Origin of the sequence: Mesorhizobium sp. RCC_202 (genome assembly GCF_041355295.1) — a bacterium.
In the GTDB taxonomy this organism is placed as follows: Bacteria; Pseudomonadota; Alphaproteobacteria; order Rhizobiales; family Rhizobiaceae; genus Mesorhizobium.
The window spans coordinates 215909-230107 of record NZ_JBFUPO010000009.1 but is presented as its reverse complement, the minus strand read 5'-3'; the positions used below and the strand labels follow the sequence as shown (position 1 = coordinate 230107).

Annotated in this window: 19 protein-coding genes; 10 read left to right on the top strand and 9 right to left on the bottom strand. The window is 61.6% G+C overall.

Annotation, left to right across the window (positions count from 1 at the left end):
- Nucleotides 1-301 precede the first annotated feature (301 nt).
- Nucleotides 302-1135, bottom strand: a complete 834-nt coding sequence (locus tag AB6802_RS21515) for a class I SAM-dependent methyltransferase (RefSeq protein WP_371012182.1) — start codon at nucleotides 1133-1135, stop codon at nucleotides 302-304.
- 91 nt (nucleotides 1136-1226) lie between these two features.
- On the bottom strand, nucleotides 1227-1679 hold the full coding sequence (locus AB6802_RS21510; RefSeq protein ID WP_371012181.1) for a PaaI family thioesterase: 453 nt from the start codon (nucleotides 1677-1679) through the stop codon (nucleotides 1227-1229).
- 151 nt (nucleotides 1680-1830) lie between these two features.
- Between AB6802_RS21510 and AB6802_RS21505 the strand changes: the two genes are divergently transcribed.
- From AB6802_RS21505 to AB6802_RS21480, 6 genes are all read left to right on the top strand, one after another.
- Nucleotides 1831-2652 carry an enoyl-CoA hydratase gene (locus tag AB6802_RS21505; RefSeq protein ID WP_371012180.1) on the top strand — a complete coding sequence of 274 codons (822 nt, stop codon included), beginning with the start codon at nucleotides 1831-1833 and terminating at the stop codon, nucleotides 2650-2652.
- 45 nt (nucleotides 2653-2697) lie between these two features.
- Nucleotides 2698-3480, top strand: coding sequence for an AAA family ATPase (locus AB6802_RS21500; protein WP_371012179.1), 783 nt, complete (start codon nucleotides 2698-2700; stop codon nucleotides 3478-3480).
- A complete protein-coding gene (locus AB6802_RS21495) occupies nucleotides 3477-4241 on the top strand; it encodes a GNAT family N-acetyltransferase (RefSeq protein WP_371012178.1) in 765 nt (254 codons plus the stop codon). Before AB6802_RS21500 ends, AB6802_RS21495 begins: the two co-directional genes overlap by 4 nt.
- On the top strand, nucleotides 4228-4749 hold the full coding sequence (locus AB6802_RS21490; protein ID WP_371012177.1) for a CoA-binding protein: 522 nt from the start codon (nucleotides 4228-4230) through the stop codon (nucleotides 4747-4749). The genes AB6802_RS21495 and AB6802_RS21490 overlap by 14 nt, the downstream gene beginning before the upstream one ends.
- A 162-nt stretch (nucleotides 4750-4911) precedes the next feature.
- Nucleotides 4912-6192: an O-acetylhomoserine aminocarboxypropyltransferase gene (locus tag AB6802_RS21485; protein ID WP_371012175.1), complete on the top strand. Its 1281-nt coding sequence runs from the start codon at nucleotides 4912-4914 to the stop codon at nucleotides 6190-6192.
- A 100-nt stretch (nucleotides 6193-6292) separates the two neighbouring features.
- Nucleotides 6293-6640 carry a cupin domain-containing protein gene (locus AB6802_RS21480; RefSeq protein ID WP_371012280.1) on the top strand — a complete coding sequence of 116 codons (348 nt, stop codon included), beginning with the start codon at nucleotides 6293-6295 and terminating at the stop codon, nucleotides 6638-6640.
- 12 nt (nucleotides 6641-6652) lie between these two features.
- Here the strand turns inward: AB6802_RS21480 and AB6802_RS21475 are convergent, their stop codons facing one another.
- Entirely contained in the window at nucleotides 6653-7360 is a 708-nt protein-coding gene (locus AB6802_RS21475) for a transporter substrate-binding domain-containing protein (protein ID WP_371012174.1), read from the bottom strand.
- Nucleotides 7361-7412: 52 nt separating this feature from the next.
- Nucleotides 7413-8651 carry a cytochrome P450 gene (locus AB6802_RS21470; RefSeq protein WP_371012173.1) on the bottom strand — a complete coding sequence of 413 codons (1239 nt, stop codon included), beginning with the start codon at nucleotides 8649-8651 and terminating at the stop codon, nucleotides 7413-7415.
- A gap of 114 nt (nucleotides 8652-8765) precedes the next feature.
- Here AB6802_RS21470 and AB6802_RS21465 point away from each other — a divergent pair, with 114 nt between their 5' ends.
- Both AB6802_RS21465 and AB6802_RS21460 read left to right on the top strand, forming a co-directional pair.
- Entirely contained in the window at nucleotides 8766-9044 is a 279-nt protein-coding gene (locus tag AB6802_RS21465; RefSeq protein WP_371012172.1) for a hypothetical protein, read from the top strand.
- 11 nt (nucleotides 9045-9055) lie between these two features.
- Nucleotides 9056-9286, top strand: a complete 231-nt coding sequence (locus AB6802_RS21460) for a hypothetical protein (RefSeq protein WP_371012171.1) — start codon at nucleotides 9056-9058, stop codon at nucleotides 9284-9286.
- A 14-nt stretch (nucleotides 9287-9300) separates the two neighbouring features.
- Here the strand turns inward: AB6802_RS21460 and AB6802_RS21455 are convergent, their stop codons facing one another.
- Nucleotides 9301-10029: a hypothetical protein gene (locus tag AB6802_RS21455; protein ID WP_371012170.1), complete on the bottom strand. Its 729-nt coding sequence runs from the start codon at nucleotides 10027-10029 to the stop codon at nucleotides 9301-9303.
- A gap of 109 nt (nucleotides 10030-10138) precedes the next feature.
- On the opposite strand from AB6802_RS21455, the gene AB6802_RS21450 reads away from it, so the two are divergent.
- Together AB6802_RS21450 and AB6802_RS21445 are read left to right on the top strand one after the other, a co-directional pair.
- Nucleotides 10139-10483 carry a hypothetical protein gene (locus tag AB6802_RS21450; RefSeq protein ID WP_371012169.1) on the top strand — a complete coding sequence of 115 codons (345 nt, stop codon included), beginning with the start codon at nucleotides 10139-10141 and terminating at the stop codon, nucleotides 10481-10483.
- Between the two features lie 21 nt (nucleotides 10484-10504).
- On the top strand, nucleotides 10505-11032 hold the full coding sequence (locus AB6802_RS21445) for a gamma carbonic anhydrase family protein (protein ID WP_371012168.1): 528 nt from the start codon (nucleotides 10505-10507) through the stop codon (nucleotides 11030-11032).
- A 21-nt stretch (nucleotides 11033-11053) separates the two neighbouring features.
- Here AB6802_RS21445 and AB6802_RS21440 read toward each other — a convergent pair whose 3' ends face one another.
- The 4 genes from AB6802_RS21440 to AB6802_RS21425 form a co-directional block, all read right to left on the bottom strand.
- Nucleotides 11054-11605: an ankyrin repeat domain-containing protein gene (locus tag AB6802_RS21440; protein ID WP_371012167.1), complete on the bottom strand. Its 552-nt coding sequence runs from the start codon at nucleotides 11603-11605 to the stop codon at nucleotides 11054-11056.
- Nucleotides 11606-11612: 7 nt separating this feature from the next.
- Nucleotides 11613-12362, bottom strand: coding sequence for an NYN domain-containing protein (locus AB6802_RS21435; protein ID WP_371012166.1), 750 nt, complete (start codon nucleotides 12360-12362; stop codon nucleotides 11613-11615).
- Nucleotides 12363-12627: 265 nt separating this feature from the next.
- Nucleotides 12628-13233: a transglutaminase-like cysteine peptidase gene (locus tag AB6802_RS21430; RefSeq protein WP_371012165.1), complete on the bottom strand. Its 606-nt coding sequence runs from the start codon at nucleotides 13231-13233 to the stop codon at nucleotides 12628-12630.
- Between the two features lie 261 nt (nucleotides 13234-13494).
- Nucleotides 13495-14112 (bottom strand): PilZ domain-containing protein, encoded by a 618-nt coding sequence (locus AB6802_RS21425; RefSeq protein ID WP_371012164.1) that lies wholly within the window; start codon nucleotides 14110-14112, stop codon nucleotides 13495-13497.
- Nucleotides 14113-14199: the final 87 nt, after the last annotated feature.

Genomic DNA, 14199 nt, shown 5'->3' with positions numbered 1-14199 from the left:
TTGTTGCTTGGATTGGCGAAAAGCGCTTGCCCGCCGCCAATAACAAAACGGCGGCCTTTGCGGGCCGCTGCTTCGGGATGGCTTATAGGCGAGGGTGGCGGTTGCGTCAAGGCGTAGGAAGGGCGAGTTTGTACGCAAAATCCAGCAAAACCAATGGCTTGCTGGAAAGGTATTATTTTACCACATCGAAATGGTTCGGCGTGAATGGAACTAGAGACTAGGCAGTTGCCTCGGCAAGCGCGGTAGGCAAGCTGGGATCGACCCAGTAGCGCGTCGCTATCCCCGATCCAATCCAAGACCTTTACGTCATACGACAGACCGTAAGGACAAAGAGCTCTCGATAGCAGAAATCAGGCTGGTCGAGCAGATCGCCCGGATTTTGGCCCAGGCGCTGCCAATAGCTACGGTCGTCCTGACTGAGGTCGTAAGTCGTTGAAACGGATGCGAAGTAAGCCAGGAGATCGGTGATATAGGCGCGTGTGAAAGACGAAACGGGTGCCCAGCGTTCCACGAGCCAACCCTTGCGCCATAAAGGTGTGACGCCGGCGGCTCGAAGGCGAGCGGGCAGCGTCGACCCGCAATCGGTTCCCAATACCCCCTTGTCGCGGAATGCCTGCAAGCGGATCGACATGAAACGCGAGAGAACGCTCTGGTCGATCGGCAGGATATGCAGCACAGTCGAATCGAAGTCCTTGATGGCCAGCGTCCCGCCGGGCTTCAGGACACGGCAAGCTTCCCGGACCGCTTGAGCAAACTCGCCCGGGGTCAGGTACTGCATGACATTGGCTGACCAGACGCAGTCGAAGGAAGCGTCAACAAAGGGCAATTCCAGAACGTTGCCAGTTTGGGCGCGGATGGTCGGCTCCTGCCCAACGTCCAGTGCCCAGCCCTTCACCCGCGCGATGTTCTCGGGCGCCAGGTCGATCACATCGATCGTTCCGCTCGGGCCAACCAAGTCACGCAGGACAGGCAAGAAGCTGCCGCCACCGCAGCCGGCGTCCAGAACCGCCCAACCCGGCTGAATGCCTATCGCACGCAGTGCCTGTTCATATTCAGGACGCGACGACTCGAAGTGCAAATCAAGCCATCCCGCATCGCTGGCTTCATGTCCAGTAGAGGTGGAGTTCGTTGCCAAGGACTCAGTCTCGGGTGCCGACCGTGGGTGCAAACTAGTCGGTTGCTTGCCCACTGGGAAGCTTTCTCGCTGCCTTGGTCCGACTGACGCCTTAGGTGACCCGTTTCGGCGGGATCGAATAGGTGCCGGTTGCATGCGCCACAGTGTGCTTGTCAGGCCCGGCAACGATGTCGATGTCGAACACCATCAGGCTCCGGCCGAGCTTGAGAATCCGGCAATGGCCGTCGATCGGACCGGCCTCGGCCTTGCGCACGAAGTTGATGTTGAGATTGGTGGTGACCGAAAGCGCGTCCGGTCCGGCATGCGAAAGCACGCAGACATAGCCGCCTATGTCGGCGAGTGTGAACAGCGATGGCCCCGAAACGGTGCCGCCCGGTCGCAAATGCCGCTCATCGGCATTGAGCCGCACCGTGCAGCCGCCCGGAAACACATCCAGCGCTTCGTAGAAGGTGAACTGGTCGTTCAACTGCGGATAGACGCTTGCCATTAAGCGGTTGACCTCTGGCGCGGTCAGCACCGGCTTCAGATTGCTTTGGGCAGGCATGCTCGGTTCCCTATATGGAGAGAAAGGCCCCAGGCGCGATCCGCCTGGACCAAACGGTGTGACGGAGAAAACACGTCTCGCGGCTGTTCTTCAACCGGCAGCGTGGTAGTTGTGTTGCTCCATGCGAACGCTGACCCCGGAGGTTTTAAAAGTGGCTGAAGTCGTTGCCATGAAGCCGGCCGTCGCCGAAGGCCCCGTTTTTGCCAGTAAGGACAAAGGCGTTCTGCGCCTCACGCTCGCCAGCCCCCCGGCCAATGCGCTCTCGCTGGCGACGATGGCTGCGCTGCAGGCTGAGTTCGATCGCGCGGAAGACGACAAATCCGTGCGCGTCATCATCCTCGCCGCATCCGGAAAAGTGTTCTGCGCCGGCCACGATCTCAAGGAGATCACCGCGCATCGCGCCGAGCCCGACCGTGGCAAGGCGTTCTTCGAGAAGACATTTGGAGCCTGCGCGACCTTGATGCAGACGATCGTGCGCCATCCGAAGCCGGTGATTGCCGAAGTCGATGGCCTCGCCACCGCCGCCGGGCTGCAGCTGGTCGCGAGCTGCGACCTCGCCATTGCCTCGCATGAAGCGAGTTTCTGCACGCCGGGCGTCAACATCGGCCTGTTCTGCTCGACGCCGATGGTGGCGCTGTCGCGCAACGTCTCGCGCAAGCAGGCGATGGAAATGCTTCTCACCGGCGAGACGATCGACGCCGCCACCGCCAAGGACTTCGGCCTGATCAACCGCATCGTGCCGCGCGAATATCTTAATCAGGTTGTCAACAAATACGCGCAAACAATTGCTTCAAAATCGTCTTTGGTCGTCAGCACCGGCAAGGAGGCTTTTTACGCCCAGGCCGAAATGGGGCTGGCCGACGCCTACGCCTATACCGGCCGCGTGATGGTGGAGAACATGCTGGCGCGCGACGCCGAGGAAGGCATCGGCGCCTTCATCGGCAAGCGCAAGCCGGAATGGACCGACGAGTAGCCAACCCGCAATGGAGCCACGCGTTTCAATCGTTGAGGGTCCGACGTGGCTGCCCGCAAGCAACTGACGCGGCTGAAAGCGCCCTACCTCAAGCGCATCCTGCTCGAGCCCTCTCGGGTCACCGACTGGGATCAGTATCCCTGGAACCTGTCGATCTTTCGGGAGCGCGAATTCGAGCTCGCATTCACAACCCCTATCACCATCATCGTCGGCGAGAACGGCACCGGCAAATCGACGCTGCTCGAAGCCATCGGCGCGCTGGCCGGCTATGACGAGGCGGGTGGTGGCAAGGGCTATATGCCAGTCGATCATTCGATTGCCATCGACAAGAGCGGCGCGTCACTCGCCGGTACATTCCGGGCTCATTGGCTGCCGAAGGTCACCGCCGGCTGGTTCTTCCGCGCCGAATCTTTCTACTCGGTCGCCCGCTATCTCGATAAGGCGGCGCTGGAAGATCCGTTCAAGCCGCCGCCACCCGATTTCCTGTCCTGGTCGCACGGCGAGGGCTTCATCCGCTTCTTCGAGGAACGCTGCCGCCGGCAAGGCATCTATATCCTCGACGAACCTGAAAGCGCGCTGTCACCGACGCGCCAGATCGAACTCTTGAAACTGCTTCAGCGCATGGAGCAGTCCGGCACCGCGCAGGTGATCATGGCCACGCACTCGCCGCTGCTGATGGCCTGCCCCAATGCGCGGCTCTTCCGCATCAGCCGCTTCGGCCTCGATCCGACCGATTTTCGCGACACCGATCATTTTCGCATGATGCGCGACTTCTGCCGCGACCCGCAGGCTTTTATGGAGGAAGCGCTGCGGGAGGATGACGAATGACTGCCGGCGATGACGATCTCAATTGGCGGATCGAGCAGGCTTGCCGCGAAGGCTGGCCGGCGGCAGCCGAGACGGTTGTGGGCGGTTGGTTGCTCAGACAATCGGGTGGGCGGATCCGGCGTGCCAATTCGGCCAATCCCTTGCGCGGCGAGCGCGGCGCAGCTGACGGGGTCATCGATGCCGCCGAGGCGTTCTATGCGCGCCACGGCCAGACGCCGCTGTTTCGCGTGCCCGACATCGCCAACGAGCTCGAACCCGCCCTCGACCGGCGCGGCTACCAGCTGGAAGGAGGAACCATCCACCTCCTTGCCGGGATCGACGACCTTGCCGAGGTCCGGGATGAACACGTCACGGCTTCGCCCGTGCCGGGTGAGGACTGGTTCGCGGCGCGGTTTCGCATGGGCGCCTATGACGATACCGATCGCCGTGTCTTTCGCGAGATGACCGGGCTGATCGTCGGCGACCGCGCGTTCGTTTCCTGTCGGCGCGACAGCGAAATTGCCGCTCTGGCCTATGGTGTCATCCGCAACGGGTTGCTTGTGGTGGAATCGGTTGAAACCGACGGCCGTTTCAGGCAGCAAGGCCTGGGTCGCAAGACGGTAGGCGGCCTCATCGACTGGGCGCGACGGGCGGGTGCATCGGCGGCGTGCCTGCAGGTGGTGGCCGACAATTTGGCCGGCCGTGCGCTCTATGCCTCGCTTGGGTTCAATCGTGAACTCTATCGCTATCACTACCGCAGGAAGCCGCATGAACCACGATAGCTACGACAATTCATACATTGGCGGCATCCTCAATTCGGTGAAGACGATCGCCATGGTCGGCGCCTCGCCCAACGATGTGCGGCCAAGCTACTTCGTGCTGAAATATCTTCTGGCCAAGGGCTTTTCGGTCTTCCCGATCAATCCCGGCCATGCCGGTAAGGAGATACTGGGACGCACGGTCTACGCCAGCCTGGCCGACCTGCCGCAGCCGGTCGACATGGTCGACATTTTTCGCGCTTCCCCGGCGGTGCCTGGCATTGTCGAGGAGGTGCTGAAGCTCGATCCGCTGCCACAGGTGCTGTGGATGCAGCTCGGCGTGCGCGATGACGTGGCAGCCGCCCGCGCCGAGGCCGCCGGCATGAAGGTGGTGATGAACCGCTGCCCGAAGATCGAATACGGCAAACTGTCCGGCGAGATCGGCTGGACCGGCGTCAATTCCGGCGTGCTGTCGTCGAAGAAGCCGCTGATGCGGCAGGGTTTTCAAAGCTTCGGCGTTCGACAGAAATAGGCTGCCCGCCAGGCGCGCAAAATTATTCCGGGAAGAAATGGATTTTCCCGGGCGTTCGTTCCAGATCGCCTGCCGAAAGGTATTTTCTTCTTTGCATTCATAGCCGCACTTCGCCAAGAATGCCCGGCGATTTTCAAGACAAGTCAGTAGAGGGAGGTTTCGATGACCCGTACGCCCGGTTTCAACACACTTGCCGTTCACGCCGGCGCAAAGCCCGACCCAGCGACCGGCGCGCGCGCCACGCCGATCTACCAGACGACCTCCTACGTCTTCGATGACGCCGACCACGCCGCCTCGCTGTTTGGGCTAAAGGCCTTCGGCAACATCTACACGCGCATCATGAACCCGACGCAGGCTGTGCTCGAAGAGCGGCTTGCTGCACTCGAAGGCGGTACGGCCGCGCTCGCCGTTGCCTCCGGCCATGGCGCGCAGGTGCTGGTATTCCACAATCTGATGCAGCCGGGCGACAATTTCATCGCCGCCAACAAACTCTATGGCGGTTCGATCAACCAGTTCGGCCATGCCTTCAAGAATTATGGCTGGGAGGTGCGCTGGGCCGACACCAACGACATTTCGACCTTCGAGAGCCAGATCGACGACAGGACCAAGGCGATCTTCATCGAAAGCCTCGCCAATCCGGGCGGCACGTTCGTCGACATCGAGAAGATCGGCGACATCGCTCGCAAGCACGGCCTGCCGCTGATCGTCGACAACACGCTGGCCTCGCCCTATCTGGTGCGGCCGATCGAGCACGGCGCCGACATCGTCGTTCACTCGCTGACCAAGTTCATCGGCGGTCATGGCAATTCGATCGGCGGCGCCCTCATCGACGGCGGCACCTTCGATTGGTCGAAGTCGGGCAAATATCCGATGCTGTCGCAACCGCGCCCGGAATATGGCGGCATCGTCCTGCACGAGACCTTTGGCAATTTCGCCTTCGCGATCGCCGCGCGCGTGCTTGGCCTGCGCGACCTTGGCCCGGCGATCTCGCCCTTCAACGCCTTCCTGATCCTCACCGGGCTGGAAACCCTGCCGCTGCGCATGCAGCGCCATTGCGACAACGCAATCACCGTTGCCGGCTGGCTGTCCAACCATCCCAAGGTCGCCTGGGTGAACTATCCCGGCCTGCCAAGCGACAAGAACAATGCGCTGCAGAAGAAATACTCGCCGCAGGGCGCCGGTGCCGTCTTCACCTTCGGCCTCAAAGGCGGCTACGAGGCGGGCGTCAAGTTCGTCGAGGCGCTGGAACTCTTCTCGCATCTCGCCAATGTCGGCGACACCAAGTCGCTGGTCATCCATCCGGCCTCGACCACGCACCGCCAGCTCACCGACGAGCAAAAGGTCGCGGCCGGCGCCGGCCCCGACACGGTCCGCCTGTCGATCGGCATCGAGGACGTCAACGACATCGTCGCCGACCTCGAACATGCCTTGGCCGAGGTTTGATTTTTTGAGTGAGTAGTGAGTAGTGAGTAGTGAGTAGAAAGCGCTCCGTCGACGCGCGGGTGACTCGTCACTACTCACTACTCACTGTTGGAGGCAAATCCTGTCCACGCACTATCTGACCATTTCGACCGACAGCGTCGACGCCGAGCATGGCGCGCTGGCCCCGGACCGTGTGATCTCGGGCGATCCGAAATTCCGCACCTGGAATGTCGAGGAGCGCGACGGCGGCCTCTATGCCGGCATATGGGAAGCAACACCCGGCAAATGGCGCATCGTCTACGATGAATGGGAGTTCTGCCACATCCTGTCCGGTGTGTCGGTGATCGCCGAGGACGGTGGCGAAGCCCGCACCGTGCGCGCCGGCGACAGTTTTGTGCTGAGGCCTGGGTTCAAAGGCACTTGGGAAGTGCTCGAGACCACCCGCAAGGAATATGTGATCCGGCTTTAGGCACGCCGGGCTTCACAAGAGTCGGTCGATGTCGGCTTTGGCAAAACCGAAGCCGGCCATCAGCTTTCGGTGCCATGGGCTCCCAAGCAGGCTGCCCAGGCATTGATCTAGGCGATCACGCAGGTCATCGTTGCCCTTGGAAATAGCAAATGCACCCGCGGCGGGCTGCTTTTCGGACGCGGGTACATCGACAACATCAAGCGGCGCCCCCGGTCTTCGTGCAACATAGCCGCGATGCGCCATCGCGACGCTGGCGTAGGCCTGCACGGTACTTGTGGCCACCGCCTCCGCCGCCTCGGCTTGCGTTGCGAATGCCCTGATCCGCTCGGGCGGGACACCATTTTGCATCGCCGTTCGATGCTGGATCTGGCCCGATATCACGCCGAGCACAGCCGACTGCTGGCGGGCGAGTGCCCGGTAGCCGTCCAAGTCAAACGGATTGCCTTTGGCGACCATCAGCCCATCCGGCAACGACCAGATCGGCCGGGTGAAGTCCACGAGCTGGCTGCGCTCCTCTGAGATGAAAAGGCCGGTCGTCATGTCCCAGCGGCCGTCGACTAAGCCGGGAAGCAGTTCGCCAAACTCGGTCTCGATCGATGAAAAATCCGCGAGTTCGAGCATCTGACAGATCTTCTCGGCGAGCACCGCATCGCAGCCGCCAAGCCTGCCGCTAGCATTGGTCAAGCAAAACGGCGGTTCCTGCAGGAAGGCGAATTTCATGACTCGGGTCTCGGATGGTGGTTCAGCTCCTCAGGGCAGGCCGATTCACCGGTCAAAAGGTAACGGCAAGCCTTTCCAGCCCATGGAAGTGGTAAGTATCGCGAAATCGCGGCGCCTCGGCCAGCCTTAGATACGGCAGCCGTTCGAACAACGCCTTCAACGATACCTGTAGTTCCAGCCGCGCCAGCGGTGCGCCGATGCAGAAATGGATGCCGGCGCCGAAGGACACATTCTTCTGGTCGGTGCGTGCCGGATTGAACGTGTCGGGTCCGGAAAAGGCCTGCGGGTCGTGATTGGCCATGCCGAGCAGCATCGCCACCATCTCGCCGGGCTTGACCAGAATGCCCGGCGACACCTCCATCTCCTCATAGGCATAGCGCAGGAACATATGCAGCGGCGCGTCGAAACGCAGGCATTCCTCGACCGTCGCGGCATTCGCCTCCGGCGTTGCGAAGAAGCGGCGCGGATCGCCGCCTTGCGCCAGGATCGACCGCACCGCATTGCCGGTCTGGTGCACGGTCGCCTCGTGGCCGGCATTGAGCAGAAGGATAGCTGACGACACAAGCTCGTCCTCGGACAGCTTCTGGCCGTTGTCCTGGGCATCGATCAGCAGCGAAAGCAGGTCGTCACCTGGTTTCCGACGTCGCTCGGCGACGTAGCCGCGCAGGAAATCCGAAAACTCGTGCGCGGCGCGATTGGCGGTATCCTCGATTTCGCGTCTGCGGCCATGCATATACATGGCGACCATCCGGTGCGACCAGTCGAGCAGTTGCGGCCCCATTTCGATGGGAACGCCGAGCATCTCGGCAATGATGGTGATCGGCAAGGGCGAGGCATAGGCCGGCAGGAGATCGACGCCGCCCGGTGCGAAGCGGTCGATCAGCTCATTGGCAAGGATTTCGATGCGTGGCCGCAGCCGTTCGACCTGGCGCGAGACGAAAGCGCGGTTGACCAGCGTGCGCAGCCTGGTGTGCATAGGCGGCTCGAGCTCCAGCATCGAATTGGCTTCGATGCCGTCAAAAGCCGTCAGATGCGAGCGATCGTCACCAACGCCGCGGCTGTCGGGAATGCCCGCCGGGTTCTGGCGTCCAAAGCGGCGGTCGCGCAGCAGGCGGTTGACGTCGTCGAAACCGCCAAAGCACCAGAAACCGTAGTCTTCCCAGAAGAAAGCGTTCGCCGCGCCGTGGAGGAAGGCATAGGCCTCATACGGGTTCTGCACGAAAGCCGGCTCGTGCGGGTCGAGCCGCAGGCGGCGGCTGGCAGCATCGAAGGCAAGATAGGCTGGCATCATGCCAAACCATTAGCGCGCCTTGTCAGCCCGATGCCAGTCGGTATCTTGGCGCCGTTGACGTTGAAGCGTTGAGCCAGGCTAGCTGAGACAGCGGGAGAGCGGAGGGCGCGCGGTATGTCGCACATTCCAGGCAAAATCGAGCTGGCCGCGCTATCGCTTCCTTCCTCTTATCTTGATTTTTTGGAACGTTGCGGCAACTCCCAGTGGGTTTGTCGCGACGAACTTGTTTTTCTTTGGGCCGGGGAGGACATCGAGCCGTTCAACAACGAATACCGAGTTCAAACTCTCGCCCCTGGTCTTATCTTGATCGGTTCCGATGGCTCTACGGAAGCGTTCGGTTTCGATTTGCGCTCGTCCGTAGGCAGGTGGTTCAAATCCCGTTTGTCGGCATGAATTGGAAATACATGAATGTCGTCGCAACCGGATTTGGCGAATGGCAGGCAATGCTGGCTCCACGGGAGGACAGGGATTCTCATCCGGAGATGCAACTCGCGGAAGTAAATCCGGTGTTGTTTGGCGGAGATCCGACCGACCCTGCCAACAGGGCATGGCTGACGCGCGGTCAGCATTTTGAATATGTGCGTTTCTGGAACGACGTGTTTCTGGCCGCTAGCGCGAAAACCACACCGCAGTAGCGATATCGGGATCGTCAGCGTCCCGTCTTTAGAATGCCGGCCACCTTGGCCGCGATCGCCGCGTCGAGTGCCGGCCAGTCGCCCAGCAGTTCCCTGGGAAAGCGGTAGGTCAGGCTGAGGTCATCGCCGACCTGGATGTCGCGTTCGCAAGGCGCCAGCGACTCCTCAGCGCTCGGTCCGCTGAGGCAGCGCGCGACGAACGGATCCTTGCCGGGGCGTTCGGCGACAGCGAGCACTTCGTTGAGATAGCCTGATTTTTCGGTGAAGGCATAAATCGTCGTGCCACCTGGACCCGGCGTGCCCGGCTTTTCGATCAGCGCGCTGTAGATCGGCGCGAAGCGGCCGCTCATGTCGCGCGACATCATTTTCGGCTCGAACGACAGGAAGACGATCTTCTTGGTCGTCACTTGGTTGAAGTCGTCGCGCGCGGCCGTGCTGTAGCCGTCCATTTCCGGATAGCGAAGATAGAGGTCGAGGCGTGAGGCGATGCCGTCGCGCCGGGCCTGGTCGAAGCGGATGAAGTTGGCCGGCACGGCGATCACATTGTCGCCCATGACGATGTGGCGCAGCACGGTCTCATCCGTATAGCCGGCGAGCGCGATCGACCGTCCCAGCCATTTGCCGCCGAGGCTGATCGCCACCGACAGCAGCGCGAGCGCCGCAAACGCAAAGAAAACCCGCTTCATGAAGGTCGAATCGACGATCTGGATGTCGGGGCTCTCGGCAACGGTTGCCTCTCTCATTCGCGTTCCCCGATCCGCTCACCTGTCCTTCGGCGGCACAGAAGGCGCGGCATGGCTCTTGCAGCGCATGGGGACGACTGTGCGATGTCATGGTAAACGGTTGGTAAAGATGGAACCCTTGCTGCTTGCTCTTTATGCTTTCGCGGTCGGCCTGACCGCTTGCGGACTGACGGGATCGGCCATGGAACTGGCCTCCGGCCGGCGACTTGCATTCGCCGAGCCCTATGTTTCGCCCGCCCATATCCTGCGCTCGCTGGGCGCAACCGCCTGCGCGGGACCATTCATGCTCGCCAACGAGGCTTTGGCCGCCAGGCGCGAGGGCCGCATCGGCACGACGGCGTTGCTGTCCTGCGGCTGCACGGCCGTTGCCTGGGCTTTGGCGCTCGGCGTGGTGCTGCTCACCATTGCTTCCTTGGCCGTCGGTCTCCTAGGCTCAGCCGACTTCCCGGCTTGAGACGAATCGGAGACCAGAGAAATGCCGCTCTATGCGATCGACGGAAAGGCGCCGCAGCTCGAGGACGCCGACACCAACTGGATCGCGCCGGATGCCAAGCTGATCGGTGACATCAGGATAGGCCGCAACGCCGGCTTCTGGTTCGGCGTCGTCATCCGCGGCGACAACGAGCCGGTCACCATCGGCGCCGACACCAATGTGCAGGAACATACAGTCATGCACACCGATCCCGGCTTCCCGCTGACCATCGGGGAAGGCTGCACGATCGGCCACCGCGCGCTGCTGCATGGCTGCAGCATCGGTGACAACAGCCTGATCGGCATGGGCGCCATCGTGCTGAACGGCGCCAGGATCGGCAACAACTCACTGGTCGGCGCCGGCGCGCTGGTGACCGAAAACAAGGTCTTTCCGGACAATTCGCTGATCGTCGGCTCGCCCGCCAAGGTCATCCGCGTGCTGGATGAGGCGGCGATCGAGCGGCTTCGTGTCTCGGCCGCGCACTATGTCGCCAATGGCAAGCGCTTCAAAGCCAAACTGAAGCCGGTGTGACGGCGCCGGGTTTCTCGCGCGTTATGCGCCGCGGTTGTTCATCGCCGCGCGCAGCAAGGATGCACCGGCCGCGAAGCCTGCCTGCTCCGCGCCCTCCAGTGCCGTCTCATAGTCGTCGATGCGGGTTCTGAGTGACGGGTCCGCACCGCAATGGAGCAACAGGCGGATCGCTTCGGCGTCACGCCGCGATACCGCATGGTGCAGGGGCGTCCAGTCATTGACGCCGCGCGTGTCCGGATTGGCGCCATGCGCGAGAAGGATATGGATGAGCTCCAGCCGGTCCGGCCGGTCCGTCGACAGCGCGGCAATGATCGACGGAAAGCCTGCGTGATCCTCATAATTCGGGTTCGAGCCGGCATCGAGCAAGGCGCTTACGAACCGGGCCGGGCTCCAATAGATCGCATATTCCAACGGATGGCCGAGGCCGAGCTCGAACGGCATCCTCTCGTCGAACCAGCGCGGCGAGCCGCCGAGCGCTTTGCCAAGGGTCTCGAAATCACCTGCTTTAAAGGCGTCGTCGATCGCCTTGTACAGCTTGGCGCGTTCGCATCGGTCTTCAGGGATCTCTAACATGATCGCGTTACCCGGATCTGCCCTTTCCTTTCTTTTCGACGGCCTTGACCCGTATTCGCATGGACCCGCCTTTGGGGTTCTCGATATCGAAGGCGGCCGTTTTCCTTACCAGATCGCTCAATTTGCTGAAGCCGTAGGTACGCGGGTCGAAATCCGAAAAGAGATTTGAAAGCTGCTTGCCGAAAGTGCCCAGGAGCACCCAGCCATCCTCACTCTCCATCTGACCGATGACCTTCTTCAGAATGGGCGTAGCGGCTGTCGGTGTCTGAAGCGGCTTCGTCGCAGGAGCGGCATCTTGAGCATTCCCCAAGCCATGGAGAAGGTTCTCGGTGTAGACGAAACGGCGACATGCCTGCCGAAAGCTCTCCGGGGTCTTTTGCTCCCCAAATCCAAACACGTCGACGCCTTGCTCGCGTATCCGCGCCGCAAGTCGAGTGAAGTCGCTGTCGGAAGAAACCAGGCAGAAACCGTCGAATCGGCCGCTATGAAGCAAATCCATCGCGTCGATCACCAATGTGATATCCGACGCGTTCTTGCCGGTGATGTAAGCGAACTGTTGCTGCGGAATGATCGCGTGTTTCGACAGAACCTCTGCCCAGCCCTTCGAACGGGCGCTGGAGAAATCACCATAGATGCGGCGAACGCTTGCCTCGCCGATCTTCGCGATCTCCTCGAACAGTCCCTCGGCAATCTTCGCGGAGGCGTTGTCGGCGTCGATAAGAACCGCAAGGCGAGGTGATCGAGGTTCGGTCGGCATGCGGAACATCCCACGACTGGCGCGCAATAGGTCTTGAACCGGACAAACCGGAAAAGAACTGCGCGCTGTTGTCTGTTGTAGCAGAAGCGCCCCCAAACAGAAATTCGGGCCACCGGAAACCGCGCTGCCGGAAACAGCGGAGCCGGCCCCGGGGACAGGGGCCGGCTCCTAAACCCGGTCGTTGGGGACGGGGAGGGTGGGGACTCGACCGGGCTTTCTTTGAAAGCGCGCCGCGTCGGGGCGACGCGCTTAGTCTCGTCGTGTCCTAGCGGACGCTGGCGACGGCGGCGTCGCGGCCGTCGTTGATCGTAACCCAAACGCCCGAATTCTCGGTCGATTGACGCTTGAGGTAGGTGTAGACCGTCTCGTTCCAGGCGAGCACTTTGGTTTCGAGGTTATCGAGGACGAATTCGCCGAGGCTGGTGCGCACCGTCAGCACCGCATGGCCGTCGCCATTCGGCTGGCGCACCACCGTCATCAGCAGATCGCCGGCCGGCACGCCGGCCGCCATCAGCTCGCGGCGCTTCTCCAGCGCATAGTCCTCGCAGTCGCCATAGCCATTGTCGGGATAGGCCCAGTATTCCTCGACGCCGTAGTTTTCCTGGTCGGTACGCGGCTTGACGCGCGTGTTGACCAAATTGTTGACGTTGATGATCGTGGCCCACAGCTTGCGCGACAACACGACCGGGGCGCCCTTCGGCGTGCGTTCGCTGCACTCGACCGGAATGCGCTGGCAGAAGTCATAATGGCCGACCGGCTGGGTGGTGCGGCCGCCGGTGTGCATAAAGGCCGGTCCCGCGCTTGCCGTTCCCCATGCGGAAAGCTGCATCGCCATTGCCAAGAGCAACAGCCTGCCCCTCGTCATTCTCATTGTTGTAGTCTCCCCGTTTGAGAAGACTGTGCCACGATGGGATTTATTTGACGCAAAAACGCGAAGTAGTTATTGAGTAAAACGCCGCTATAATAAGCATAAAATTTGAACTATCTGGATTTGCTATCGTTTAGATTCGGGTCGGGCTTTCGCCTGCGCTCGCTCGAATCGCGGCCCGCGCCGCCGGCGCGAACCGCTGCATCGGACAAACGAAAAGACCGGCCGCAAGCGGCCGGTCGCGTTCTGCCGGACAGGATCAGTTCAGGATCGCGGTGCGTTGAATTCGGAGTCCAGCGTTTCGGGCCTCTGGATGACGGCGAACTCGATGGCGACGCCGTCTTCGAAATGGCGCACCACCTGGCCGCGCATCGTGCCGAGCGTGACCTGGACGCCGATTGCCGGCTTGACGTCGATTTCGACCGCCGCGCCAGAAAGCGACAGATCGATGATACGGCACTGATACTGGCGCCCGTCGATGAGCTGCAGAACGCTCATTGGATTGCGCGGCGCCACCCGTTCGTGCCGGCGGTCCTCGGGCAGATCGAGCTCGTGCTTGTTGGCAAGCCAGGTCAGCTGCGCGGCAAGCTTGTCTTTCTTGCGATCCGAGGCAATGACGGTCATGGCGAAACCGTCTGACGAGGTGCGTGTCACCACGCCTTCGACGCGGCCGATATGGTCGATATAGGCAATTACCTTTTCGCCAGGCATGCCGACGCGTTCGGTGCGCAAGGCGACATTGCCCGGCGACATGTCGATCACCTGGCATGGGTGCTCGGTGCGATCTTCCAGCATGAAGCGTCCGTAGATTTTCACCCGGACACGCTGAAAGTTGCGCCGCTCAGCTCTGGACGGCGCGTAGTCTACCGCCGCTGATCTCATGACTGCCTACACCCCGTTGGCATTCCACGCGACGATGCGGGAATTTCAGACGAAAACTACAGCCAAGCAGGTTAACAAAGGGGAAAA